This is a genomic window from Mongoliibacter ruber, from assembly GCF_003003005.1.
Taxonomy (GTDB): domain Bacteria; phylum Bacteroidota; class Bacteroidia; order Cytophagales; family Cyclobacteriaceae; genus Mongoliibacter; species Mongoliibacter ruber.
The window spans coordinates 1-22,809 of sequence record NZ_PVTR01000010.1 but is presented as its reverse complement, the minus strand read 5'-3'; the positions used below and the strand labels follow the sequence as shown (position 1 = coordinate 22,809).

Sequence of the window (22,809 nt, the reverse complement as noted above, 5' to 3'; positions counted from 1 at the left end):
ATTAATATGAGAAAAAGCCCATTAGATCACCATTGTCTTAAAGAAATCAGCCGGAGGGATTTTATCCGAAAATCAAGTATGGCAGGAATACTGCTAGCCGTTCCTTTTCCGCATTTCTCTCAAATCATAGCCTCCAATTCAATGGGTATTGTAGTGCATTCCTATTGGTCAAGGTGGCAGTCCAAAGCGGATAGTCAACAATTCCCTGCTTTTGAAAATGCCCTTCAGCTTTTAAATCATTGCAAAAGTATAGGTGCAGGTGGAATACAGGTAGGGGTTCAGAATTGGACGGAGGACTTTGCTACAAATATTCAAAAAGAAAAAGAAGGAATGTTTGTAGAAGGCAGTATCAGTTTGCCGAAAGATAAAACAGATGTTTCAAGATTTGAGCATGAGATACTTACTGCGAAAAAAGCGGGAGTGGAGGTTTTTAGGACAGTTTGCCTGAGTGGAAGGAGGTATGAAAACTTTCATTCCAAGAATGAATTTGAAGCTTTTAAACAAGCTTCCATTCAATCTTTGAAACTCGCTTCAAAAGTAGTCTCCAAGCATCAGGTCAAATTGGCTATAGAAAATCATAAGGATTGGAGAGCGGAGGAATTGGTGGATTTGGTAAAAATGTTGGACAATGAATACGTGGGAGTGACCATCGACTTTGGAAACAATCTGGCATTGATGGAAGACCCCAATGAAGTAATTGAGATATTGGCTCCTTTTGCTTTTTCTACACATATCAAAGATATGGGAGTAAAAGAGGACGAAAAAGGCTTTTTGTTATCGGAGGTGCCTCTTGGACAAGGGATTGTCGACCTGGGAAAGGCTGTGGAAACATGTAAAAAACACAATCCTGAAATCAGATTTTCATTGGAAATGATTACAAGAGATCCATTGTCAATTCCCTGCAAGACAGAAGAATATTGGGCCACTTTCCCAGAGTTACGGTCAAGCAGTTTGGAAACCATGAACCTGATTCGCCAAAATGAATTTGAAGGAGAATTGCCAGCAGTAAGTCATTTGAGCACAGAAGAAAAACTGTCTTTTGAGGAAGAAAATATCCTCAAATGCCTTCAATACAGTAAAGAGACTTTAAATATTGGAATTTAATCACATTAACAAGGATCGAAATTTAACCAAAAAACTACACTATGAACACAGAAATAGCCAATCTACCAGGAATAAAAATATTTGATTTGAAAGGCCGTGCAGCCATTGTGACAGGAGGTTCCAAAGGGCTTGGGTTTGCCATGGCCGCAGGTTTGGCCTCAGCTGGTGCAGACTTGATGTTGGTCAGTCGAAACGGTGAGGAGGGTACTGCATCCGCTAAAGAAATTGAAGATGCGTTTGGGGTAAAAGCCATAGCTTTCGCAGGAGATGTGAGTAAAAAAGAAGATATGGATGCCATGGCAGCCAAAGCGATGGAGGTATTCGGAAGGATAGATATTCTGATCAATAGTGCTGGGATCAATATTAGGGGAGCTATTGACGAATTGACTTTGGAAGACTTTAACAAAGTAATGGACATCAATGTGACAGGTACATGGCTTGCTTGCAAGGCGGTCACACCCCATATGAAAAATGCCAAAAAAGGAAGCATTATCAACCTGGCAAGTACACTGGGCTTGGTAGGTCTGGCAAACAGGACACCCTATACCTCGAGCAAAGGGGCTGTAGTGCAGATGACAAGGGCTTTGGCTTTGGAATTGGCTCCATTCAGTATTACTGTAAATGCCATTTGCCCGGGCCCTTTTCTGACAGAAATGAATCTGCCCATCGCCGACACAGAAGAAGGCAAAAAGTTTGTAGTAGGCGCTACAGCTTTGGGAAGGTGGGGAGAGCTGAAGGAAATCCAAGGGGCTGCGCTCTTGTTGGCTTCAGATGCTGGAAAATATATGGTAGGATCTATGCTGACCGTTGATGGAGGCTGGACTGCCAGGTAATTTATACAAACAGGGTAATCAAATAAATTAACGATATAGCCGTGAGCGACATGATCAGTGTGCCCAAACTATGGGATTGATTTCCCTGTTTGATAGTCAAGCCTGAAAGTTGGGTGACTGCCCAGAAAAAACTGTCATTGGCATGGGAAATGGCTATTGCGCCAGCACCCGTCGCCAACACTGCAAAAACCCGCATGGTCTCAGAGTCTAGTCCAAGAGAACCCAAGAGCGGAGCAACAATTGAAGCTGTGGTTATCATAGCCACTGTAGAGGAACCTTGGGCTGTTTTAAGTGAAAAAGCAATAATAAAGGGAAGGAATATCCCCCAACTGGCATTGCTCATATTGGCACTCACCATTTCCCCGATACCGGAATTTTGCAGCATCTTTCCAAAAACACCGCCCGCACCGGTAATCAGGATAACAGGAGCGGCAATCAATATGGCCTCACCAAACCAACCCGAAGCAGAAAGTAATCTTTTGTCAAACTTCTTTGGGAGCAAAAAAGTCAAAAAGACACCTAAAAACAAAGCAATTACAGGACTACCGATAAACTGCATGATTGTGTAGAAAGCACCCTCTCCAAATGGTTTTGAAGGATATTTTGCAATGGATGCCACAATGATCAAAACCAATGGGACAGTAATCGGAAGGAAAGATTTAAAGGCAGATGGAAATATAATTTTGGCTTCTTCAGCTTCTACCTTAGCCACTTGAGGCTTAAGGTCTATTTTGGTAACATATTTTTTGATGAAAAAATAACTGGGAACCAAGGTTACCAAGCTGATCAGAAAACCCCAGAATATCACCATTCCCAAATCCGCCTCCATGATTCCTGCAGTGGCGATAGGTCCTGGAGTGGGGGGGACTAAACTATGAGAAGCAGTTGCGCCTAAAGCGATGGCGATGGTAGTGGCTGCATAAGGGGTCTTGCTTTTTAGCGAAAGTGATTTGGAAATAGGGTTCATCATGATGAAAACTGAATCTCCAAAGACTGGAATCGAAAGGATATAACCACTTACCAGCATGGCTGTCGTAACTGATTTTTCACCTATCCACCGGAGGATTTTCTCAGCAATGACTATGGCACCACCTGTTTTTTCAAGAAATGTACCCATGATGACTCCGAGCAAAATCAAAAGTCCAATACTGCCCAACACCCCGCCAAATCCCTCTGAAATTGACTGCAAGATCAATTCACCCGGCATACCGGCAATCAAGCCATAAATGATGGCGGTACCGAAAAGGGCCAAGAAAGGATGGATGTCGAATTTTACAATGGCAATAAGGATAATTGCCAATGCCAATAGAATAGTTAGAATCAGTATCATGTCAGGTTCTGGGTTGTATTGCTAGGTTTGATTGAAAGGCAAGGCCTCGGCATGTGTACTTCAAAAAACAAGATAATTATTCTTTTAAGTGGAATGAAAGATTCCCTTTTTATTTTGAGGAATGGCAAATAGTATATTTGGTTTTATTAGAGTTAGTTGATTGTTTGATTGGCAATTACCTAAATTTTAAATTATGTGTATCCGCTAAAGTGCACGAAGTAGGCTATTGTTTCATACCGTTCTCAATGTTCAATTTCAAGTAGCTTTTTTGTTTCGTTGATACTTTTTGATTTCCTTTCTCAGATCTTTCAGATTTTCGCAGAAAGTCAGGGTTATCATAAAGCTGCTCTTTAGAATTACCGTTTTACAGGGGCGTTCCCCTGAAATTTCCATCGCATTTATGCGGTGGTTCTGGCTCTTAGAAAAGGGGAACAGGCTTCAGCCGAAATCATTTTCGACTAAAGTCCGGTTACTCACAGATTCAGCTTTCACCACCGGCTAAAGTGCGGTGGAAATTCGATACAACGTCTCCACTCACGGCTTCAAAAACTTCCTCATTTCTCCCCTGCTTTTCCCCATTTTAAAGGTTAGGGTAAAGCTCAATGTTTGATTTTCGGCTCCATAGGTGCAAACATCCGGATACAAATTTATAAAGCATGCTACATCGTAAAATCACAATCAAAATGCTTGCTTTCACTTCACTTAATGATAAAGCTGATTTATCTTTATCAGCATGCTTGTAGATAAGGCTTAAAAGACCAAAGATTTAAACAATTATTTATGAATGCTGATCATTTTTACCCTTCACAATGTACACTGGGAGAAAGCCCATTTTATGATCAAGAAAATGGCAGTCTCTATTGGGTGGATATTGAAGGAGGAAGATTATTCAAGTTTGATTTTCAAGAAGGGAAGGTAAACACCTGGGATTTTCAGGGGAGATTGCCCATGGTCTTAAAGGGACAAAAAGGGCAGTTGATACTGGCAAAGGATAACAGTTTGTTGGGATTTGACGAAAAAAGTGGTAAAGTTCAAGATCTGCTGTCCGTAGATGATGACAATCCAGAAATCCGGTTCAATGATGGCAAGTGTGATGCGCATGGCAGACTGTGGGCAGGTACAATGAGTACCAAAATTACTCATGGTGTTGGAAGCCTATATAAGATTGATTCAAACCTGAAACCAAAAAAGATGATAGAGGGGGTTACAATCTCCAATGGCATGGCATGGGCCCAGGACCATAAGACTTTTTATTACATCGACAGTCCAAGTCAGCAAATTGTGGTTTATGATTTTGATTTGGAAAAAGGAGAAATATCCAGTGGAAGTGTGGCAGTAAAGATTTCAAAAGACTTAGGTACTCCTGATGGTATGTGTATCGATAAAGAGGGGATGTTATGGGTGGCACATTACGGTGGAGGCGGTATTTTCAGATGGAATCCAAACAATGGTAAATTGCTGCAAAAGGTAATTGTCCCGGCGCCGCATGTGACATCATGCTGTTTTGGAGGTGAAAATTTGTCCACCCTGTATATTACCACAGCCAAGGAAAATCTGAGTGCAGACCAGTTGAAGGCGTTTCCCTTAAGTGGTGATGTATTTTGTGTAGAGACTGATACGGAAGGATTTTTGGCGAATTTGTGTCAATTCTAATCAATCATTTATGAATTTTTATTGCAGTAAAATACGTCTCATTGTATCTATGACTGCAAGGATTACGGCAATGTGATTTTCGTATTCTAAGTTTTTTCACCATCCCCTCAGGAACCACCAACTTGCTGTTATTGAAAGGAAGTATTTGACTTGGATCTTATCGTTTCTTGTCAAATTTCCGCCATCTTCTCAGAATGGATCTTCTTACTTCGACTATCAAGAAGGTTCTCTAAAACACTACCTATCGGGAACACACGATTTGTGAAGACGGTTTTGATTTGAGGTATATCCAAAGTCCTCTAGGTTATGAAAGTCAAAAACCAGACAGATTACAACAAAAAGTTTTGATCAAATAAAAAGCCCTCTGGATAGTTTAGATTTATAAAAAGTTCTTTAGTTTTAATTAAAATATATCAACAATATTGATGATATCATGCCATTTTGGAATGCTTTACACTATTGTGGGAAGTAGATGTTGCCACCATATTTGAACCTAATGAACGAAATCAAAATCAATCATCAAGAAGAAAAAATTGAACTTAAAGACAATTCCAAAAGAGCAAAAACACTATTGACTGTATTTTGGGTTTTGACTGTATTAACATTAGTTGGTCTGTTGACAGGCTATAATGAACTGCGAATATTAAAAAATGCTCAAATCGGTGAATTTGTTTCTGAAGAAGAAGCAAATCTGAGTGATTTGTTACAAGGGATAATCGGACTTTTCCAATTTGGACTTTATATAGGTTCAATTGTTGTCTTTTTGAATTGGTTTAGAAGGGCGTATGGGAACTTACATAGAGCCGGAATTACTTATATTAAACATAAAGAAACGATGGCAGTTTGGACTTGGATTATTCCTATTGTTTGGTTTTACAGACCTGTGCAGATAATGAATGAAATTTGGACAGAGACACAATATAAAATCAAAAAGTTTGACCCAACATACGTAATGAAAAGTGGTGGACTAATAATTGGATTTTGGTGGGCATTGTTTGTCATATCAAATTTCATAGGTAGGTATGTACTTAGGACCGCATTCAAGCAAGACACAATTGAACAGCTAATTGAAAGTTCGACTGCAACTTTAATTTCTGACATAATGCAAATTCCAGAAGGTTTATTGGTAATTTTTATTGTTTATAAATTATCAAAAATGGAGACTAAGCTAGCTGACGAAGTAAAAAAATCTGGTGGGAATATTGTGAAAGCGTAATGCAGGCTAACGTACTAATATTTAACGAAAATCAGCATAGACAATAAATCCGACAGCATACCAGCACCTACCCCTAAGGCGGGGTTTCGTGTTCCAATGACAGTTTAGTGGTTAATCAAACATTAGGTTTTCAAATCAAGTTTTGAAGCATCAATCCAAAAAATTGATTAAGAAACTGTAATGTACTTTTCATCATCCCCTCAGGTATCACCCACTTCCAATTATTTAAAATATGTTTGGGTCAATTGATACGATTCTCCAGTTTATTCTTAGTGAAAAAAACAATCAAGTTGAATGAAAACTTAGATATTCCGACTTCCTCCAAGTAACACCAACCCGTATTGAACAAGTGGTTCAGAATACATGGAATAAGTCAAATCCAAAATAAATAGGTAAATAATAGATAATTTAACCTAAAACACTAAATTTCAGAACAAAAAAACTGACAGGATATGATAATTCTGTTTATTGAATTTACTTCTGATGAGAAAATACATATCCTTACTTTTAATTTTAACAGTTGTATTCAGTTCCTGTGAAACTGAAGATCCAATACCTACTTATGATCTAACTACTATCGTAATACCCGAAGATGGTGGGAAAATCAATATTTCACCTCAATCTTTTGACTATAAAGAAGGAGAAGAAGTGACGCTAACACCCGCACCAAATGAAGGATGGCTATTTGAAAGTTGGGGAGGTGATGTAAGTGGAAGTTCCACTCCACTTCAGATTACAATGAACTCCAACAAATCAGTAGTTGCACTATTTCAAAAAAGAAATTACCCACTTAACATTACCATTGAAGGTGAAGGAACGGTAGAAGAAAGAATAGTAACCAACCCTTCGGGAAGAGAATATCCTCACGGGACAACCGTTGAGCTTGCACCAAAACCAAAAGAAGGATGGCTATTTGAAAGTTGGGGAGGAGATTTAACTGGAACTGAATCTCCTAAAATTATTACACTTGATAAAGAAAAAAATGTGACTGTAAAATTTAAAAGAAGAGACTATCCACTCAAAATTACAATTGAAGGTGAGGGAACGATTGAAGAAAGAATAGTAATCAACCCTTTGGGTAGAGAATACCCTCACGGAACAACTGTTGAACTTACACCAAAACCAAAAGAAGGATGGGAGTTTGAAAGCTGGGGAGGGGATTTAAGTGGAGTTGAGGTACCTGAGATAATAACTGTTGATAAAGGGAAAAATGTGTTGGCAAAATTTGTACAAATTTCTTTAAATAGTAATTTTTCCCTTCACCCAAACGGTATAACATGCTTGTGTCCAAATTCTCAAGTTGGGGAAAAAGGCTTAATTAATAGTATTGAATATGAAGCAGTAGATAATCTTTTGTTAAGGAAGAGAATAGCAGAAAAATCTGATTTGTCAAAACTATGCACTTCTTTGGTGACTGATTTAAGTACGGATAATGATCAAGGGCTTTTTATATGGGGAGTAAATCATAACATTCAAAGTTGGGATGTAAGTAATGTAGTGAACATGAAATGGATGTTTATCAATGCTTCATTCAATCAACCCATAGGGATTTGGAATGTCAGTAAGGTTCAAAATATGCAAGGATTGTTTCAAAACAGTGATTTTAACCAAAACATAGCTAATTGGGATGTTGGGAATGTGAAGGATATGAGTTGGATGTTTATGGGCAGTATGTTTAATAAAGATATTTCCAAATGGTGTGTGACTAAAATATTATCAGAACCACAAAATTTTTCTACAAACTCTCCTCTAACCTCAGAAAAAAAACCAAAATGGGGGACATGTCAAAGTGAATTATTGGCACCAAATTTTCATAATACAGTTTGGGTTGGAGATGAATCTTACGAGCCATGTGATTGCGGATTTTCAGGAATAATTGGGTTTAACGATTACGTTATTTTTGAATTGGGGGAATTTGGATCAAAAGAACCGACTGGTTGTTTCCCTTATAATTTTTGGTACAGAGATGAAAATAGCAAAGTTGAAAATCTCAAGATAGAGGAAAGTAAAATATCATTTAATTTAAAAAATAATATTTGGGATTGGTTTACAGTAATCGAAATTATTGGAAATAAATTGGTAATTACTAGTTCTACTACTCACACTTCGGGAAATTCTTTTTCGTGGACGCAGAAATATGTAAAATCACCAGAAAAATTTTCGGGATTTTGTAATTAAGTTTGATTTGATTAAGAAGAAACTAAATATTCTCAAAGTCATATTTATAACTAAAAATCAAATATTTAAAATTTATATTAAAGATCTAAGTAAAATTTAAGATTAGAGTTTTATGTTTCAAGATACCCAAGTCAACCAAAAAATTGAAGTGAGAGTAATCTTACTGGTATGTTAGTACATTCAAATTTTAATCACCCTTTAGGGGAAATAGGATGTAGGAAAGGTTGCTATCTGCAAGGCATGTTTCAAAAATTCAGAATTTAAGCAGCCATTAAATAATTGGTATGTTAGTAATGTTTTTGAAATGAGAAATATTTTTTTGAACCACCGTGTAATCAAAATATTTTAAGTCGGTGTGTTCGTAATATTCCGAAGGAACCAAAGGAGTTTTCCAATAAGCCCTAATTTTACAATTATCAAACAAACGCAAATGGGGAACATGTCCAAACTAGTTGATAAAGTCACTTAAAGCCACCTTTTAAAAGAAGTGGTTTTTTTTATTTTAAAATTCAAAGATTCGTTTACAATTTTTAATCAATTCCACTGCAATGTTGGGCTTAATCCACAAAAAAAGGGGTTGGTAAAACCCCTTAATCAATTGAAAATCAAATGTGTAGCCTCGACAAGAATCGAACTTGTATCTAAAGTTTAGGAAACTTCTATTATCAGGTATTTTTTTAAGTATCTGTAAATCAATTTTTTATAGATTTTTATTGCAGTAAAATACGTCTCATTCAATCTCTGACTGCAAGGTTTACTGCAAGGTAAAATTCGTGTTCTAAGTTTTTTCATAATCCCCTCAGGTACCACCAACTTCCTGTTATTTGAAAGGAAGTATGATATCTACTTGTTTCGACTAACAGAAGGTTTCCTGAAATACCACCTAACGAAATTTTACGATTTGTGAAAACGGTACTGATTTGAGGTATATCCTAAGGTTTAAGGGGCGTGAAAATTCCAAAACCAGACAGATTACAACAAAGAGTTTTGACCAAATAAAAAGTCCTCTGGATAGTTTAGATTTATAAAAAGTTCTTTAGTTTTAATTGAGATATATCAACAATATTGATGATATCATGCCATTTTGGAATGCTATCCGCTATTGTGGAAAGTAAACGTTGACTACTATTATGAGCATAATTCTTCGAAGACAATTTGTGAACTATGAACCAGATGAGTATGAATTACTTGGTTCAAAGCAAATTACTGAGGTTAAATCAATTTTTGAGGAATACCCATGGGAAGAGCAAGTGGAAAAGCATCTTGAACTTGTGGAATCTCATGCTTTCCCTTCGCTAAACTTGGAGCATGGGAACCGCGAATTAGTAATTACTGGCTATGAATCTAACAGGTTCTCAATTCAATTCTTGTATAAAAAAGTAATCAACAAATCTAAACTAGGATACGATTTAACACACAATGATGTATTGGACTTAATTGAAAAATTCCCAGTTGAATCCACAAACGGTTTTCTTAAAATTCTTAACAAGTTTAAACTCATTGAAACCACTCTACTGCAGAAGATTTTCGGAGCATTTGGAAGAGGTAAAAAGAAAATTTATTCCTCAAAAAAAGGTAATACTGAATACCAATACGAATTTACCAGGAAGCGCTTAGTATACATGTTTGGATGGAGCATCCTTTACCTTATTTTGCCACTTGGAATACATATAATGGTTGGTAATGCTTTTGATTTAACTGTATTCATAATTCTTCAAGGTTTTTGTACTTTGATAGCACTTCCAGGAATAATAATTACAATTAACCATTTTAAAAAGAATGGTCAACTTAGTCTTCATTTCAGCAAAGGGGAAAATCGTTTCATAGTAGTTAATAACAACGATAAGTACTTGTTTGATAAGAAAGAAATCTCCAAGGTTTTCCGATTCGTTTCAAATTCGAACAATTCACCTTGGAACGGCTATGAATACACTGTATTGAAGTTCAAAAATGAATCTGAGCTTTGGTTATCTAATATTTTGATTAAATCAGAAGACCTAGATAATCACATCAGTTTTGTTGATATGGAGTTTAAAAAACAATGGATACCTCTTTTAAAAAAAACGGTAGTCAACAAACACTAAAATGAATATGCGAACTGAGCCCTTTGATATGACAGTGGAAACTTTAAATTTCAGTGCTTTAAGGAACTGGGACGCATACTCATTTTAGTTGGACGTTGTGCATAATTTGAAATGAAAAAACACCAAGCCATATATTCTAAGATTAAGGGACTTTTGAAAAACCATTTCGGGAGTGACTTAAAAGAATATGAAGACGGTGAACACCTAACAATTGGTGAAACAGGAATATGGATTTCTTGTGACGACAGAGAACTGACGGTTGGATATGGATTAGTACACCAACATTTTGACCCGGAATATGATGACATTCAATATGCAATTGACAGGTTTTTCAATTTGCTGACTAAAAGAAAGCGGATTACTAAATATTACAAGGGCAACTTTTCATATAAAAACAAAACAGAACTTATTTTAAACGACTCAGAATTTGAGAATTTAGGAACCGCGATGACTTGGTTATTTCCGTATTGGAAAAAGACGAAAAAAGAAGTTCAATATGAAGAGAATTTAATTGACCCTTTGACAATTGAAAAAGAAGTAAATGAAATAAAAAACTATGCACAACAGCGCATATAGCTTATGGCGGGATTATCGTAAATTCGGGTTTTGACTTCTAATGGAGATTATCATTGAAAGAAAAAATTTCGCTTCGGAAGCCGCCACAAGCCATATGCGCAAAACGTTGTGCTTAATTAAAACAAATTAAAAATGAATAGACTATTAATTTGGGGAGCGATTTTTCTAACTTCTAACCTATCCCTATTTGGACAGACTAAAGATTGGAATACAATCGAAAAAGATAACTACTCAATCAATTATCCAAAGGATTGGGAACTTAATGAGTCAGGACAAATGGGCACGAGTTTCATCTTGTTTAGTCCTCTTACCTCAGAGAAAGACCAGTTTAAAGAAAATGTGAATCTTCTTGTTCAAGATTTAACAGGACACAATTTAGATCTTGACGAATACGTTAAAATCTCAGAAGGTCAAATAAAAACTATGATCACAAATGGAAAAATAATCGAAAGTAAACGTGTGACGAATCAAAGTTTGAACTATCATAAAGTAATTTTTTCAGGAAAACAAGGAGACTTTAATTTGAAGTTTGAACAAAATTATTGGGTAGTTGGAGACAAAGCTTTTGTGTTGACTTTGACTTGCGAAGAAACCCAGTTTGATAATTACAAATTGAAAGGTGAAAAGATACTTAACAGCTTTAAATTGAATAAAAACTAAGCAAAATCGAGACGGCCTCGCCAGATTTCGCGGACGAGGTGCGCCTATCACACAACCGACAGTACGGGTCTCCCCGAATCAAGCCTGCCTGCTGGCATAGGCAGGTTCGGGGCAGGCTGTATGTGGAGGTTCACTGGATTTTTTTAAGTTCTCAGTCCTAAAAATAAATCAATTCCACTGCAATGTTGGGGTAAATCCACAAAAAAAGGGGTTGGTAAAACCCCTTAATTAACTGAAAATCAAACGTGTAGCCTCGACAAGAATCGAACTTGTATCTAAAGTTTAGGAAACTTCTATTCTATCCATTGAACTACGAGGCCATTTTGAGACTGTTAGATGCGAAAAATTAGATTCTAGACTAGAGAAAAGCCAATTTTAAGGTTGCTAGAAAAAAGAATCAAGACTCTTGACTCCAGTATCTCCCTTCTTGTCTCTCGCTTCTCGCCTCTCGCTTCTCGCTTCTAATCTCTCATTTCGCTTCGCAATTTAAAGCATAATCCTTCATTCAAGCAAATATATTTAAAGGCATTTGTGCATTTCGAATTATTAAAGCTATCTTTGCAGTCCAAAAATCACGATGGACGGGATCCATCAATTCACTAAATATCAATTTAATATGGCAGTAAAAATCAGATTAGCGCGTAGAGGCAGAAAAAGAATGGCCATCTATGACGTAGTAGTAGCTGATGCTAGAGCTCCACGAGATGGACGCTTTATCGAAAAGATCGGGACTTATAACCCCAACACTGACCCTGCATCTATCAACATCAACAATGAGCGCGCTCTTAAATGGTTGTTGAATGGTGCGCAGCCTACCGATACTGTAAAAGCTATGCTTTCTTACAGAGGTGTGTTGTTGAAAAAACACCTTCAAATAGGTGTGCTTAAAGGTGCAATCTCTCAAGAACAAGCTGACGAAAAATTTGAAGCTTGGAAAGCAAGCAAAGAAGAAGCTATCACCGGTAAGGTAGATAAGCTTACGAAAGCAAAAGCAGATGCACGTCAGGCAGCTTTGGATGCTGAAACAGCTAAAAACCAAGCTAGACTTGATGCTATCAAAGCAAGAGAAGACGAAGCTAAAGCTGCGGCTGAAGCTGCGGCAGCTCCCCAAGAGGAAGAAGCCTCTTCAGAAGGTGACGCACCTGAAGCATCAGCTGAAGGAGAAGAAACTCAAGCTTAATATTTCAATCTCCCATGAACAAAGACAATTGTTTTCAATTGGGCTATGTAGCCAAGGTTCATGGATTACATGGTGAAGTAAACGTCGTTTTAGACGTAGATTATCCTGAAGATTACGAAGATATCAAGCATGTCTTCGTAGAACAGAAATCAAGATTGATCCCTCTCTTTATCGAACACTTCGTTTTGCAACATGCAAACAAAGTTTTGGCAAAGTTTGAAGATTACGATACAGTGGAAAAAGTCTCTGAACTGGTTGGTTCGGCTCTTTATCTCCCACTTAGCGAATTGGAAACTCTTGGAGATGATCAATATTACTACCATGAACTAATAGGTTTTGAAGTGCTTGATCAAAATCAAGAACAAATCGGCGAAATCAAAGTCATTTATGACCTAGAAACCCAAGATTTGTTGGGAGTCGAACACAAAGGAAAAGAAGTCCTGATACCCATTCAGGATGGAATTGTCCAGAAAGTCGACAAGGCAGCAAAGAAAGTTTACTGCCATCTGCCCGAAGGATTACTTGACATATACTTGGAAGACTGATGCGCATAGATATCATCACAGTGGTACCCGGATTGTTGGAAGGACCTTTTTCCCACTCTATTCTTAAAAGAGCGGAAGACAAAGGAATCGCCATGGTCAGGATACACAACCTGAGAGATTATGCCGGGGGCAAAAAAAAGCAGGTCGATGATTATGCTTTTGGAGGCGGTGCCGGAATGGTCATGATGGTAGAACCTATTGCGAAGTGCATTCAAGCACTTAAAAGTGAAAGGGACTATGATGAAGTGATTTATATGAGTCCTGATGGAAAAACCTTTAACCAGTCAATGGCTAATGAACTTTCCCTCAAACAAAATATAATCATACTGTGTGGACACTATAAAGGTGTAGATGAAAGGGTCAGAGAAAAATTCATCACCAGGGAAATAAGCGTAGGTGACTACGTCCTTTCAGGAGGAGAGCTTGCCGCTGCAATAGTAGCAGATGCTGTCATCCGACTGATCCCAGGGGTACTCAATGACGAAACATCTGCATTGACAGATTCCTTCCAAGACGGGCTTTTAGCCCCTCCGGTATACACCAGGCCAGCTGAATATGACGGCATGACGGTACCGGAAGTATTGATGTCAGGGCATCAAGCCAAAATTGAAACCTGGAGATTTGAAGCATCGGTTCGCCGGACAAAAGAAAGAAGACCTGACTTACTGGAAGGTAATAATTCTTAAAAGGCGATAAATGTAGGCAATTGAAAATTGAATCTATTCAACATGTGAAGGCCAAAAGGCTGTTCACAAAAAATATAAAGCTATGAGCGATCTAATTAAATTTGTAGAAGAGGAATACAGCGAAGCTAGATCTAAGTTCCCTTCTTTCAAAGCTGGAGATACCATCAATGTACACGTAAGAATTACTGAAGGTAACAAAGAGCGTATCCAGCAGTTCCAAGGAACAGTTATCCAAAGAAAAAACCCTAACTCTAACGGTGAGACTTTCACAGTAAGGAAAATCTCTAACGGAGTTGGTGTTGAAAGAATCTTCCCAATCCTTTCTCCATCTATCGAAAAAATCGAATTGTTGAGAGAAGGTAAAGTAAGAAGAGCAAGATTGTACTACTTGAGAGGCCGTCAAGGTAAGGCTGCCAAAATCAAGGAAAAAATCAGACACAGAAAATAAGTCTTTGACTTTGTTTGAAAAAAGGGAATCTGGCAACGGGTTCCCTTTTTTTACTTTTGGATTGACCTAGAAGTGATTCTTCGCAATCCGCTTGGGTTTATTCTATCCCGACCTTCCCAAGTGTTCAAAATTCCCTATCTTTGCCCCTTGATTTTGTATGTATAAGCAACAGAAACACTTTGTATCTGTTATTGAAATAGAAAGAAATAAAGCAACATGAACAGAGAAGTACGTGTACGATTTGCCCCTTCACCCACAGGCGCCCTACATATTGGAGGCGTAAGGACAGCCCTTTACAATTATCTTTTTGCTAGGAAAACTGGCGGTAAATTTTTGCTTAGAATAGAGGATACCGATCAGACCCGATTTGTAGAGGGAGCTGAAGATTATATCAAAGATGCACTGGCTTGGCTTGGGATTTCTCCAGACGAGAGTCCATGGAATCCAGGTACAGTAGGGCCTTATCGCCAATCGGAAAGAAAACCGATGTACATGCAGTATGCCTTGGACTTGGTGGAAAAAGGACATGCTTACTATGCATTCGATACATCTGAGGAACTGGAAGCGATGAGACAGCGATTGACCGCGGCTCGCGTAGTATCACCTCAATACAACTCCATTACAAGGACTCAGATGAAAAACTCTCTGACCCTCCCTGAGGATGAGGTAAAGTCAAGACTTGAGTCAGGAGAACCTTATGTGATCCGAGTCAAGATTCCAAGAAAAGAAGAAGTAAGGCTCAATGACTTGATCAGGGGGTGGGTGATGGTGCATTCTTCCACATTGGATGATAAAGTGCTGATGAAATCGGATGGCATGCCGACCTATCATTTGGCCAATATTGTTGATGACCACCTGATGGGTATCACTCATGTCATCAGGGGAGAAGAATGGTTGCCGTCCGCACCGCTTCACGTATTGCTTTACAGGTACTTTGGGTGGGAGGACACTATGCCCCAATTTGCCCATTTACCGCTATTGCTCAAGCCAGATGGTAATGGTAAATTATCCAAAAGAGATGCTGATAAGCACGGTTTCCCTGTTTTTCCTATGGACTGGAAAGATCCCAACACTGGCGATACCGCTATGGGTTTCAAAGAACAGGGATATATGCCTGATGCGTTTTTGAACTTCCTTGCCTTTTTAGGATGGAACCCGGGTGACCATAGAGAATTATTCACCTTAGATGAATTGATAGAAGCCTTCAGCATAGACAGAATAGGTAAATCAGGTACTAAATTTGATATCAACAAAGCCAAATGGTACAATGAGCAATACCTCAGAGCCAAGTCTGATGAAGAATTAGCCGAATTCCTTTTGGAGGATTTGGAAAAAGAAGGTATTCCTGTCGATAAAGAGAAGGCAGCAAAAATTGCCCATATCATGAAAGAAAGGGCAACGTTTCCTTCAGATCTTTGGAAAGAAGGGAAGTTTATGTTTGTGGCTCCAACTTCATTTGATGAGTCCGTTGTTTCCAAAAGATGGAATAATGACGCGGTAGCCGTCTTGAATGCATATAAGGAAAAACTGTCAGGCTATTCGGAGGATTTAAGTCCGGAATCTGCCAAATCTTTACTAGAAGAAGCCGCAGAAATTAATGGCATCAAATTGGGTAAAGTTATGCAAGCTGTAAGACTTGCTGCAACCGGTGTAGGTGCCGGACCGGATTTGATGGCGGTTTTCAGCATAATTGGAAAAGAGGAATTAATTCAAAGAATAGATTACGCTTTGAATAACCTTGAAGTGAACTCATAATTGAATGGCCATGGCTAAAAAACCAAAAAAGGAAGAAACTCCCAAAGTCCACAAAGATTTGGATGGTTTCAAAATGAACATAAATACATTTGGGGAAATCTCCAGCTCGTTTTCCATAGATAAGCTCAATGAGTTTCTCAACAAAAATGTGGAAGATAAAAAACTGAAGGACCGTGAAGATATAGATGAAATCAAGGACGGTAAGAAAAAAAAGAAATAGACCATAAGCCAGGGATTCCCTGGCTTATTTTTTTGGGATCAACTTTTTTTGAGAAATGGAGTATACCTCCTAGGACTTTAAAAAACCAGTCTTTATATTCGCCGTAACCATTAGTTTTAAATCATGAGACAGCTAGCATTTTTCATTTTCTCTTTTTTTTTGGTGCAGACTACTTTTTCTCAAACCGGCACTATTTCAGGAAAAGTGACAGACGCGCAGTCAGGTGAAGCTTTGCCTTTTTGTAATGTGTTTATCAATAATTCTACCATTTCAACCACTACTGATTTAGACGGTGCCTATACTTTGAGCGAAGTTCCAGTGGGTGATTTTGACATGGGCTTTTCATTTATGGGTTATGAAGCGGTACAGAAATCAGCCTCCGTTAAGCCTGGAGCACAGCTAACTGTCAACGTTAGCTTGGTTTCATTGGACCAAGAGCTCAGTGATGTGGAGATCAAAGCTAAAAGGGACAGGTCTTGGGAAAGAGAATTACGGAAATTTAAAAATTACTTCCTTGGTACAGATGACTTAGCAGCCAAGTCGGAGATTACAAATCCTTGGGTGATTGATTTTCCTGAGGACAACTCCAACAATAACTTCAAGGCGGAGGCCATTCAGCCGATTGAAATAGAAAATTCAGCCTTAGGCTACAAGCTTACTTTTGACCTCAAGCAATTTCAATATACTTCCCAATTTCATATTATCGCAGGAGCTACCCGTTTTGAAGAAATGGAAGCCTTGGATCCAAATACCAAATCCAACTGGGAAAGTAACAGACTGGATACTTATCTCAAATCGCCTGCAAACATGTTTCGGGCAATGATCGAGAATCAGCATAACCAAGAAGGTTTCTATCTCTATGGAGATAAAGCTGGAGGCTCAGAAAGCCGTAACCTGAGATCAGATGTTTTTGCCAATGAGTTGGGAAACTCCATTGTGGAATACAAGCCGGATAATTTGGTGCAGGCTGGCAGGCGCCCCGGAGAGTACAAATTATTTTTGAAAGGCAGGATCGAAATCCATTACGAAAAGGGCTACTCCAATGTCAATACATATAGAGACGCGCCTTATCCGATTTCTTGGTTAGAAGTCAATGGCAATTACGTCTATGTCAATGCAAATGGGATGGTCCTCAATGAAAAAGATGTCACTTTTTCAGGTGACATGGACAAAAGAAAGGTCAGTAGTATGCTGCCCTTTGACTATAGGCCCAATCTTTCCGACAGACTACAGCGCCAAATGGTGAAGGATGCGGGAAGTCTTCAGGAGAAAGTCTACCTCCATACCGACAGGGATTATTATTACACAGGGGAACCTGTATTTTTCAAAGCCTATTTCCGATATGCCAATCCTGAGTTTAAAAGAGAATTGAGTAAGATATTGCATGTGGAGTTGATCTCGGCGGAAAGAGATGTAGTACTGCAGAAAAAGTACAAAATTGAAAATGGCTTGGCAGTAGGTGAATTTTACCTTCCTGATTCATTGAGTCAAAATGAATATTATATCAGGGCATACACAAACTGGAACAGAAATTACGGACCGGATTCTTATTTCGTCAAAACACTTCCAGTCTTAAGTCCATTTGAAAGGATCCTGTCTACTGAGAAGCCAAATGATGAGCAAGGAGATATAAAAGTCGTCTTTCATTCAGATCAAGAGGCTTACGGTAAAAGAGAAAGAGTCAAAGTTGATATTGAGCTGAAAGATAGGGAAGGCAGGCCAGTGGCTGCAAATCTCTCCGCTTCAGTTCGGGACACTTATTATGCAACGCTGTACCCAACGGCAATTTCCGCCCTAAATAGCTTTAATTTTGTCAACGTGCCCGACCATATCACTCCGGACAAATTCTCATATCCCTTGGAAACTACATGGAATGTTGACGGAACATTTTCTAATGATAAGGGAAAAGGAGTAAGTACCCCTTTTACAGTGTTTCTCAATAATTTTGAGGGCTCGTTTGATTTGGAATCTGACAAAGATGGCAGTTTCAAATTGGAAGAAATGGATTTTTATGGTCCCATGGACTTCTCTTTTATGGCCCTTGACAAAAAGGGGAAAGGCTTCGGAGAGTTTAAGTTGGTCGAAAAGCTGAATCCACCATTTTTTGTTCCATCTCACTTGAGGATGCCTGCTGTTAGCAAAACCAGCACTTCTATTTTTGATTATTCATTGGAAAAAGAAGAAGTCGTCCAATTGGAACAAGTAGAAGTAGCGACGGGAAGAGAGTCGGCCAGTTCTAATGCCGTGTACGGTCGGGCTGATCACGTAGTCAGGGGAGAAAACCTCAACCGCAATGGAACTGTAATAGACCTCTTAATGAGTTTGAAAGCGCAAGTGCCGGGTATGTCTGTAACGACAACCCAAGAAATCCGCATCAGAGGCGGTGCCTTATCTTCCAATCTTTCAATGGAGCCTTTGGTCATGATAGATGGGTCTGTGATGCCTTCCGGTCCAGGAGTCTTAGCGGCCAACAATGTAGCAACGGTCAATCCGAACGATATTGATAGAATAGAAGTAGTAAGCAGGACGAGTTCTATGATGGGTGATTTAGGTAGAAACGGGATTATAGCCATCTACCTCAAAAAAGGAATAAGTTCGTCACCAATGTTATTGGGAGGATCTCCTGGGATGAGTAGCATGGTGATTGAAGGATTTGGTATGCCGAGTAATTATGTGCCATTTGATTATGATACTGCAGAAGAGTTCCCTGAAAAAGACGAAAGAGTCACTTTGTATTGGAACCCATATATGGTGACAGAGAGTAGTTCGGGAAAAACTTCCATTGAATTTTTCACTAATGACACCAATAGTCCCAAATACCTTGTCATAGAAGGATTGGACATAGAAGGGAAGCCTGTGAGAGGCACTTTTCTTATTTCTTCCAAACAAGAAGATTAATTCACAAGATTTAAAATAGAATGGCCACAGCATAAACATGTATAATTCCAAAGTATCCTTATTTTTGAGCATGCCTTTCAGAATTATTGTCTTGATGTTTCTATTGTTGACAGCTTTGCCATTACTAGCTGAAGCCCAGACCAGCGTAGGTGTTCGGGGAGGGGTCTCCTTATCTTCTCTCAGCTATAGGTATGCATTGGGCAGGCCGGTACAGTTTTCGGATGGGATTTCAGCACAAACCTATTCCTTTGTGATCGAACATTTTGGGCAAAAAAATGCAGGGGTACAGTTTGAATTGCAATATATCACCTTAGGATATAGCCAGGAAAATGACCAACTCATGGTCAATAGAACTGAGATGGATTACCTGAAAATGCCTTTACTTTCCAATTTTTACTTTGGTAGATCAGGCAGATTTCACATCAAGTTAGGGCCTCACCTTGGTTATCTTTTAAATGCCAGAGATGTGACGAGGGAATTTGATGTAGAGGAAGTCGAGTTGCCCACCTATGGTCAGGCAGGAGACGACCCTAAGAGGCTCATGTACGGCTTATCGCTAGGTGCTGGTATTTCTAAATTATTCGGGAAAAGCACCCTCGCGGCTGATGGTAGGTTTTCCTATGAATTTGGGGATCCTGAATCTCAAGACAGGATATTTGACCTCAATACTACTACAATAGAGATTACCTTGACCTATCTTTTTCAAATTAGAAAAGGGAAATGGCAAAATTAAGTCATAAAGGAACTATTCCCCCTTTTTATTAGTATTTAAGACATCAATCAAAGAAAACGTAGGAATTATGCTTCAAGCACAAAAAAGACCTGTACATATTTACATGGAAGCCAATCCAAACCCCAACTCTTTGAAGTTTGTGGTGAACTTTATGTTGGCAGATGATGGTATTAGTTTTGACTATCCTGATGCAGCCAGTACGGATAATTCACCCTTGGCCAAAGAGCTTTTTAATTTTGCCGCTGTAGAAAGAGTTTTCATCGCTTCCAATTTTGTGACTGTCACCAAAAAGCCAGAATTGGACTGGGTCGAGGTACAGGATTTTGTAAGAAATCATATCAGAACCTACCTGGAAAGTGGAAAGCCTGCAGTACAAGCCTCTTTTGACAAGGATCCTCTTTTTGACGAAAATGATTCCGAAACCGTCAAAAAAATCAAAGGCATCTTGGATGAATATATCCGACCAGCTGTGGAACAAGATGGGGGAGCGATCGTCTTCCACAGTTTTCATGATGGCATAGTCAAAGTTCTTCTTCAGGGAAGTTGTTCTGGATGTCCTTCCAGTACGGTGACACTGAAAGCAGGGATTCAAAACCTTCTGACCAGGATGCTTCCAAATGAAGTGAAAGAAGTTCAGGCGGAAGGAGTTTGATATCGTGCTGAAGGGAAATTGGACCTGGACAATTTTAGGCCTGATCAGTTTGTTGGTCAGGCATTTTGCTGTTAAATACCCTGAGAAGACAGAGGAGATTTATTCACGATCTTTTTTTCCGGGAATACGCAACATTATTGATAAAACAGTCTCCCAATTACCTTTTGCAACGGTTTACATTTTTGTCGTATCAGTCATTGCAGTTGGTATTTATTTCATTTATAGACTCGCTAAAGCACAAGGCTGGAAAGAAAAACTAGGTTTCAGTATCAGGACTTTGTTCAACAGTCTAGGGGCATTGATTTTTTTGTTTCTGATTTTATGGGGGTATAATTATCAAAGGCTTCCGATTTTTCAACAGTTGGATCTCAAACCAGTACCGCTCAATGAATCCCAGTTGATTCAGGAGCTTGAACTTACACGCAACATTAGCAATCAGCTGCGCTATAATATCACGCCAGATACCCTTGCCGTAGAGGAGATCATGGATTATCCTGAGCTGGAAAAATTGGTCAGGTCAAATATGAGGGAGAACCTTTATTTGCTGGGATTGAATTTTACAGGTGAACCACGGACCAAGCAATTTTATCCGGCTGGCTTTATGCGCAGAATGGGTATTTTGGGGATTTATTTCCCCTATACAGGTGAGAGTTATATCGACCCCACTTTGCACCCCCTCGAAAAGCCCTTTACCATTGCCCATGAAATGGCACATAGCTATGGGGTGACGGATGAAGGGGAAGCCAACTTTATCGCCTGGGTCATATGTTCCAATTCTGATGATGCATTATTGCAGTATTCAGGACAGTTAAGGTTGTTGCGCTATCAGATGAATGACCTCTACCGAATGTCAAAAGAACTTTACAGTCATTTTTATAAGACTTTGCCAGCTGGTATACGCAATGATTTGCTCTCCATTCAAAAGGCTCAACAAGCCATCAAACCCTTCAACCTAGAGTTAAGCAGGAAGTCTAATGACCTCTTCCTAAAAACCCAAGGAGTAAAAGCGGGTGTGAATAGCTATCAGCAGTTACCTATGTTGGCTTTTGCATGGAGGAACAGGTTGAATGAGTAAGGATTCGTAAAAAAGAATGATCTCTTGACTTTGATTCTTAAACCAGTAGGGTAAAATCTGTAAATTTTATGTTAGTATCTGCTCTTTAGTGTGCACAGTATATGTTCTGAAACAGTAAAAAATCATAATTTACCACAAAAGAGAACAACAGTCACAAAAGGGTTTCAATTGAAAACTTTTTCTTGATGTTTTTCAGAGATTAAAATCAAATCAATAGCCTAAAACTTTTTAATTGACAACTGTAAACATCCTCTATCTTTTAATCACTTTTGTCACTTTTGTGGTCAATATAATTCAAGTGCAGCTGATTTAAAAAATATGTTACCTGCTTAATTCCAGAACGTTTCAGGTACTTTAAGTAAAAACCTATAATTGACCTACCACAAAAAGGAAGCAAAAGTCACAAAAGGGTTTCAATTGAAAACTTTTTCTTGATATTTTTCAGAGATTAAAATCAAATCAATAGCCTAAAAACTTTTTAATTGACAACTGTAAACATCCTCTACCTTTTATTCACTTATGTCACTTTTGTGGTCAAAATATAATTCAAGTACAGCTGACTTAAAAAATATGTTACCTGCTTAATTCCAGAGCGTTTCAGGTAATTTAAGTAAAAACCTATAATTGATCTACCACAAAAGGAAGCAAAAGTCACAAAATGGTTTCAATTGAAAACTTTTTCTTGATGTTTTTCAGAGATTTAAATCAAATCAATAGCCTAAAAACTTTTTAATTGACAACTGTAAACATCCTCTATCTTTTAACCACTTTTGTCACTTTTGTTGTCAAAATATAATTCAAGTGCAGCTGATTTAAAAAATATGTTACCTGCTTAATTCCAGAACGTTTCAGGTACTTTAAGTAAAAACCTATAATTGACCTACCACAAAAAGGAAGCAAAAGTCACAAAAGGGTTTCAATTGAAAACTTTTTCTTGATATTTTTCAGAGATTTAAATCAAATCAATAGCCTAAAAACTTTAT

The 22,809-nt window shown here is 38.4% G+C and carries 19 protein-coding genes and 1 tRNA gene; 18 read left to right on the top strand and 2 right to left on the bottom strand.

Annotated elements, in window-relative coordinates; genetic code table 11:
* The first annotated feature begins 6 nt into the window (after positions 1 to 6).
* Both CLW00_RS16005 and CLW00_RS16000 read left to right on the top strand, forming a co-directional pair.
* A complete protein-coding gene (locus CLW00_RS16005) occupies positions 7 to 1,104 on the top strand; it encodes a sugar phosphate isomerase/epimerase family protein (RefSeq protein WP_211300206.1) in 1,098 nt (365 codons plus the stop codon).
* 41 nt (positions 1,105 to 1,145) lie between these two features.
* Positions 1,146 to 1,937, top strand: a complete 792-nt coding sequence (locus CLW00_RS16000; RefSeq protein WP_106134707.1) for an SDR family NAD(P)-dependent oxidoreductase — start codon at positions 1,146 to 1,148, stop codon at positions 1,935 to 1,937.
* A gap of 1 nt (position 1,938) precedes the next feature.
* On the opposite strand, the gene CLW00_RS15995 is transcribed toward CLW00_RS16000, so the two are convergent.
* Positions 1,939 to 3,267 carry a GntP family permease gene (locus CLW00_RS15995; protein ID WP_106134706.1) on the bottom strand — a complete coding sequence of 443 codons (1,329 nt, stop codon included), beginning with the start codon at positions 3,265 to 3,267 and terminating at the stop codon, positions 1,939 to 1,941.
* A 780-nt stretch (positions 3,268 to 4,047) separates the two neighbouring features.
* Here CLW00_RS15995 and CLW00_RS15990 point away from each other — a divergent pair.
* The 6 genes from CLW00_RS15990 (at position 4,048) to CLW00_RS15965 (ending at position 11,634) form a co-directional block, all read left to right on the top strand.
* Positions 4,048 to 4,920 (top strand): SMP-30/gluconolactonase/LRE family protein, encoded by an 873-nt coding sequence (locus tag CLW00_RS15990; protein WP_106134705.1) that lies wholly within the window; start codon positions 4,048 to 4,050, stop codon positions 4,918 to 4,920.
* A 496-nt stretch (positions 4,921 to 5,416) separates the two neighbouring features.
* The gene (locus tag CLW00_RS15985; RefSeq protein ID WP_170073234.1) at positions 5,417 to 6,136 is read left to right on the top strand and encodes a DUF4328 domain-containing protein; all 720 of its coding nucleotides are present in this window, start codon (positions 5,417 to 5,419) and stop codon (positions 6,134 to 6,136) included.
* 483 nt (positions 6,137 to 6,619) lie between these two features.
* Positions 6,620 to 8,314, top strand: a complete 1,695-nt coding sequence (locus CLW00_RS15980) for an InlB B-repeat-containing protein (protein WP_106134703.1) — start codon at positions 6,620 to 6,622, stop codon at positions 8,312 to 8,314.
* 1,130 nt (positions 8,315 to 9,444) lie between these two features.
* Positions 9,445 to 10,398, top strand: a complete 954-nt coding sequence (locus tag CLW00_RS15975; RefSeq protein WP_106134702.1) for a PH domain-containing protein — start codon at positions 9,445 to 9,447, stop codon at positions 10,396 to 10,398.
* Between the two features lie 111 nt (positions 10,399 to 10,509).
* Positions 10,510 to 10,974 (top strand): hypothetical protein, encoded by a 465-nt coding sequence (locus CLW00_RS15970; RefSeq protein ID WP_106134701.1) that lies wholly within the window; start codon positions 10,510 to 10,512, stop codon positions 10,972 to 10,974.
* A 132-nt stretch (positions 10,975 to 11,106) separates the two neighbouring features.
* The gene (locus CLW00_RS15965; RefSeq protein ID WP_106134700.1) at positions 11,107 to 11,634 is read left to right on the top strand and encodes a PsbP-related protein; all 528 of its coding nucleotides are present in this window, start codon (positions 11,107 to 11,109) and stop codon (positions 11,632 to 11,634) included.
* Between the two features lie 248 nt (positions 11,635 to 11,882).
* Here CLW00_RS15965 and CLW00_RS15960 read toward each other — a convergent pair.
* Positions 11,883 to 11,954, bottom strand: a tRNA-Arg gene (locus tag CLW00_RS15960).
* A 296-nt stretch (positions 11,955 to 12,250) separates the two neighbouring features.
* On the opposite strand from CLW00_RS15960, the gene CLW00_RS15955 reads away from it, so the two are divergent.
* From CLW00_RS15955 to CLW00_RS15910, 10 genes are all read left to right on the top strand, one after another.
* Positions 12,251 to 12,814, top strand: coding sequence for a 30S ribosomal protein S16 (locus tag CLW00_RS15955; protein ID WP_146131441.1), 564 nt, complete (start codon positions 12,251 to 12,253; stop codon positions 12,812 to 12,814).
* Between the two features lie 14 nt (positions 12,815 to 12,828).
* A complete protein-coding gene (gene rimM / locus CLW00_RS15950; protein ID WP_106134698.1) occupies positions 12,829 to 13,359 on the top strand; it encodes a ribosome maturation factor RimM in 531 nt (176 codons plus the stop codon).
* Positions 13,359 to 14,045: a tRNA (guanosine(37)-N1)-methyltransferase TrmD gene (gene trmD / locus CLW00_RS15945; RefSeq protein ID WP_106134697.1), complete on the top strand. Its 687-nt coding sequence runs from the start codon at positions 13,359 to 13,361 to the stop codon at positions 14,043 to 14,045. The genes rimM and trmD overlap by 1 nt, the downstream gene beginning before the upstream one ends.
* Before the next feature lie 82 nt (positions 14,046 to 14,127).
* Positions 14,128 to 14,493, top strand: coding sequence for a 50S ribosomal protein L19 (gene rplS / locus CLW00_RS15940; RefSeq protein WP_106134696.1), 366 nt, complete (start codon positions 14,128 to 14,130; stop codon positions 14,491 to 14,493).
* 216 nt (positions 14,494 to 14,709) lie between these two features.
* Positions 14,710 to 16,248, top strand: a complete 1,539-nt coding sequence (gltX, locus tag CLW00_RS15935) for a glutamate--tRNA ligase (protein WP_106134695.1) — start codon at positions 14,710 to 14,712, stop codon at positions 16,246 to 16,248.
* 10 nt (positions 16,249 to 16,258) lie between these two features.
* On the top strand, positions 16,259 to 16,468 hold the full coding sequence (locus CLW00_RS15930; RefSeq protein WP_106134831.1) for a hypothetical protein: 210 nt from the start codon (positions 16,259 to 16,261) through the stop codon (positions 16,466 to 16,468).
* Between the two features lie 123 nt (positions 16,469 to 16,591).
* Entirely contained in the window at positions 16,592 to 19,366 is a 2,775-nt protein-coding gene (locus tag CLW00_RS15925) for a carboxypeptidase-like regulatory domain-containing protein (RefSeq protein WP_106134694.1), read from the top strand.
* A 94-nt stretch (positions 19,367 to 19,460) separates the two neighbouring features.
* Positions 19,461 to 20,099 carry a porin family protein gene (locus CLW00_RS15920; RefSeq protein ID WP_425437976.1) on the top strand — a complete coding sequence of 213 codons (639 nt, stop codon included), beginning with the start codon at positions 19,461 to 19,463 and terminating at the stop codon, positions 20,097 to 20,099.
* Positions 20,100 to 20,166: 67 nt separating this feature from the next.
* Positions 20,167 to 20,751 (top strand): NifU family protein, encoded by a 585-nt coding sequence (locus CLW00_RS15915; protein ID WP_106134693.1) that lies wholly within the window; start codon positions 20,167 to 20,169, stop codon positions 20,749 to 20,751.
* Between the two features lie 4 nt (positions 20,752 to 20,755).
* On the top strand, positions 20,756 to 21,826 hold the full coding sequence (locus tag CLW00_RS15910) for a DUF3810 domain-containing protein (protein ID WP_106134692.1): 1,071 nt from the start codon (positions 20,756 to 20,758) through the stop codon (positions 21,824 to 21,826).
* Positions 21,827 to 22,809: the final 983 nt, after the last annotated feature.

Excerpts from the sequence above, each read along its gene's own strand:
- CLW00_RS15990 (WP_106134705.1), top strand. The coding sequence starts at position 4,048 with ATGAATGCTGATCATTTTTACCCTTCACAATGTACACTGGGAGAAAGC.
- CLW00_RS15930 (WP_106134831.1), top strand. The coding sequence starts at position 16,259 with ATGGCTAAAAAACCAAAAAAGGAAGAAACTCCCAAAGTCCACAAAGAT.
- CLW00_RS15985 (WP_170073234.1), top strand. The coding sequence starts at position 5,417 with ATGAACGAAATCAAAATCAATCATCAAGAAGAAAAAATTGAACTTAAA.
- CLW00_RS15975 (WP_106134702.1), top strand. The coding sequence starts at position 9,445 with ATGAGCATAATTCTTCGAAGACAATTTGTGAACTATGAACCAGATGAG.
- CLW00_RS15995 (WP_106134706.1), bottom strand. The coding sequence starts at position 3,267 with ATGATACTGATTCTAACTATTCTATTGGCATTGGCAATTATCCTTATT.
- CLW00_RS15925 (WP_106134694.1), top strand. The coding sequence starts at position 16,592 with ATGAGACAGCTAGCATTTTTCATTTTCTCTTTTTTTTTGGTGCAGACT.
- CLW00_RS15955 (WP_146131441.1), top strand. The coding sequence starts at position 12,251 with ATGGCAGTAAAAATCAGATTAGCGCGTAGAGGCAGAAAAAGAATGGCC.
- trmD (WP_106134697.1), top strand. The coding sequence starts at position 13,359 with ATGCGCATAGATATCATCACAGTGGTACCCGGATTGTTGGAAGGACCT.
- CLW00_RS16000 (WP_106134707.1), top strand. The coding sequence starts at position 1,146 with ATGAACACAGAAATAGCCAATCTACCAGGAATAAAAATATTTGATTTG.
- CLW00_RS15980 (WP_106134703.1), top strand. The coding sequence starts at position 6,620 with ATGAGAAAATACATATCCTTACTTTTAATTTTAACAGTTGTATTCAGT.
- CLW00_RS16005 (WP_211300206.1), top strand. The coding sequence starts at position 7 with ATGAGAAAAAGCCCATTAGATCACCATTGTCTTAAAGAAATCAGCCGG.
- CLW00_RS15970 (WP_106134701.1), top strand. The coding sequence starts at position 10,510 with ATGAAAAAACACCAAGCCATATATTCTAAGATTAAGGGACTTTTGAAA.
- rplS (WP_106134696.1), top strand. The coding sequence starts at position 14,128 with ATGAGCGATCTAATTAAATTTGTAGAAGAGGAATACAGCGAAGCTAGA.
- rimM (WP_106134698.1), top strand. The coding sequence starts at position 12,829 with ATGAACAAAGACAATTGTTTTCAATTGGGCTATGTAGCCAAGGTTCAT.
- CLW00_RS15915 (WP_106134693.1), top strand. The coding sequence starts at position 20,167 with ATGCTTCAAGCACAAAAAAGACCTGTACATATTTACATGGAAGCCAAT.
- CLW00_RS15965 (WP_106134700.1), top strand. The coding sequence starts at position 11,107 with ATGAATAGACTATTAATTTGGGGAGCGATTTTTCTAACTTCTAACCTA.
- gltX (WP_106134695.1), top strand. The coding sequence starts at position 14,710 with ATGAACAGAGAAGTACGTGTACGATTTGCCCCTTCACCCACAGGCGCC.
- CLW00_RS15920 (WP_425437976.1), top strand. The coding sequence starts at position 19,461 with ATGTTTCTATTGTTGACAGCTTTGCCATTACTAGCTGAAGCCCAGACC.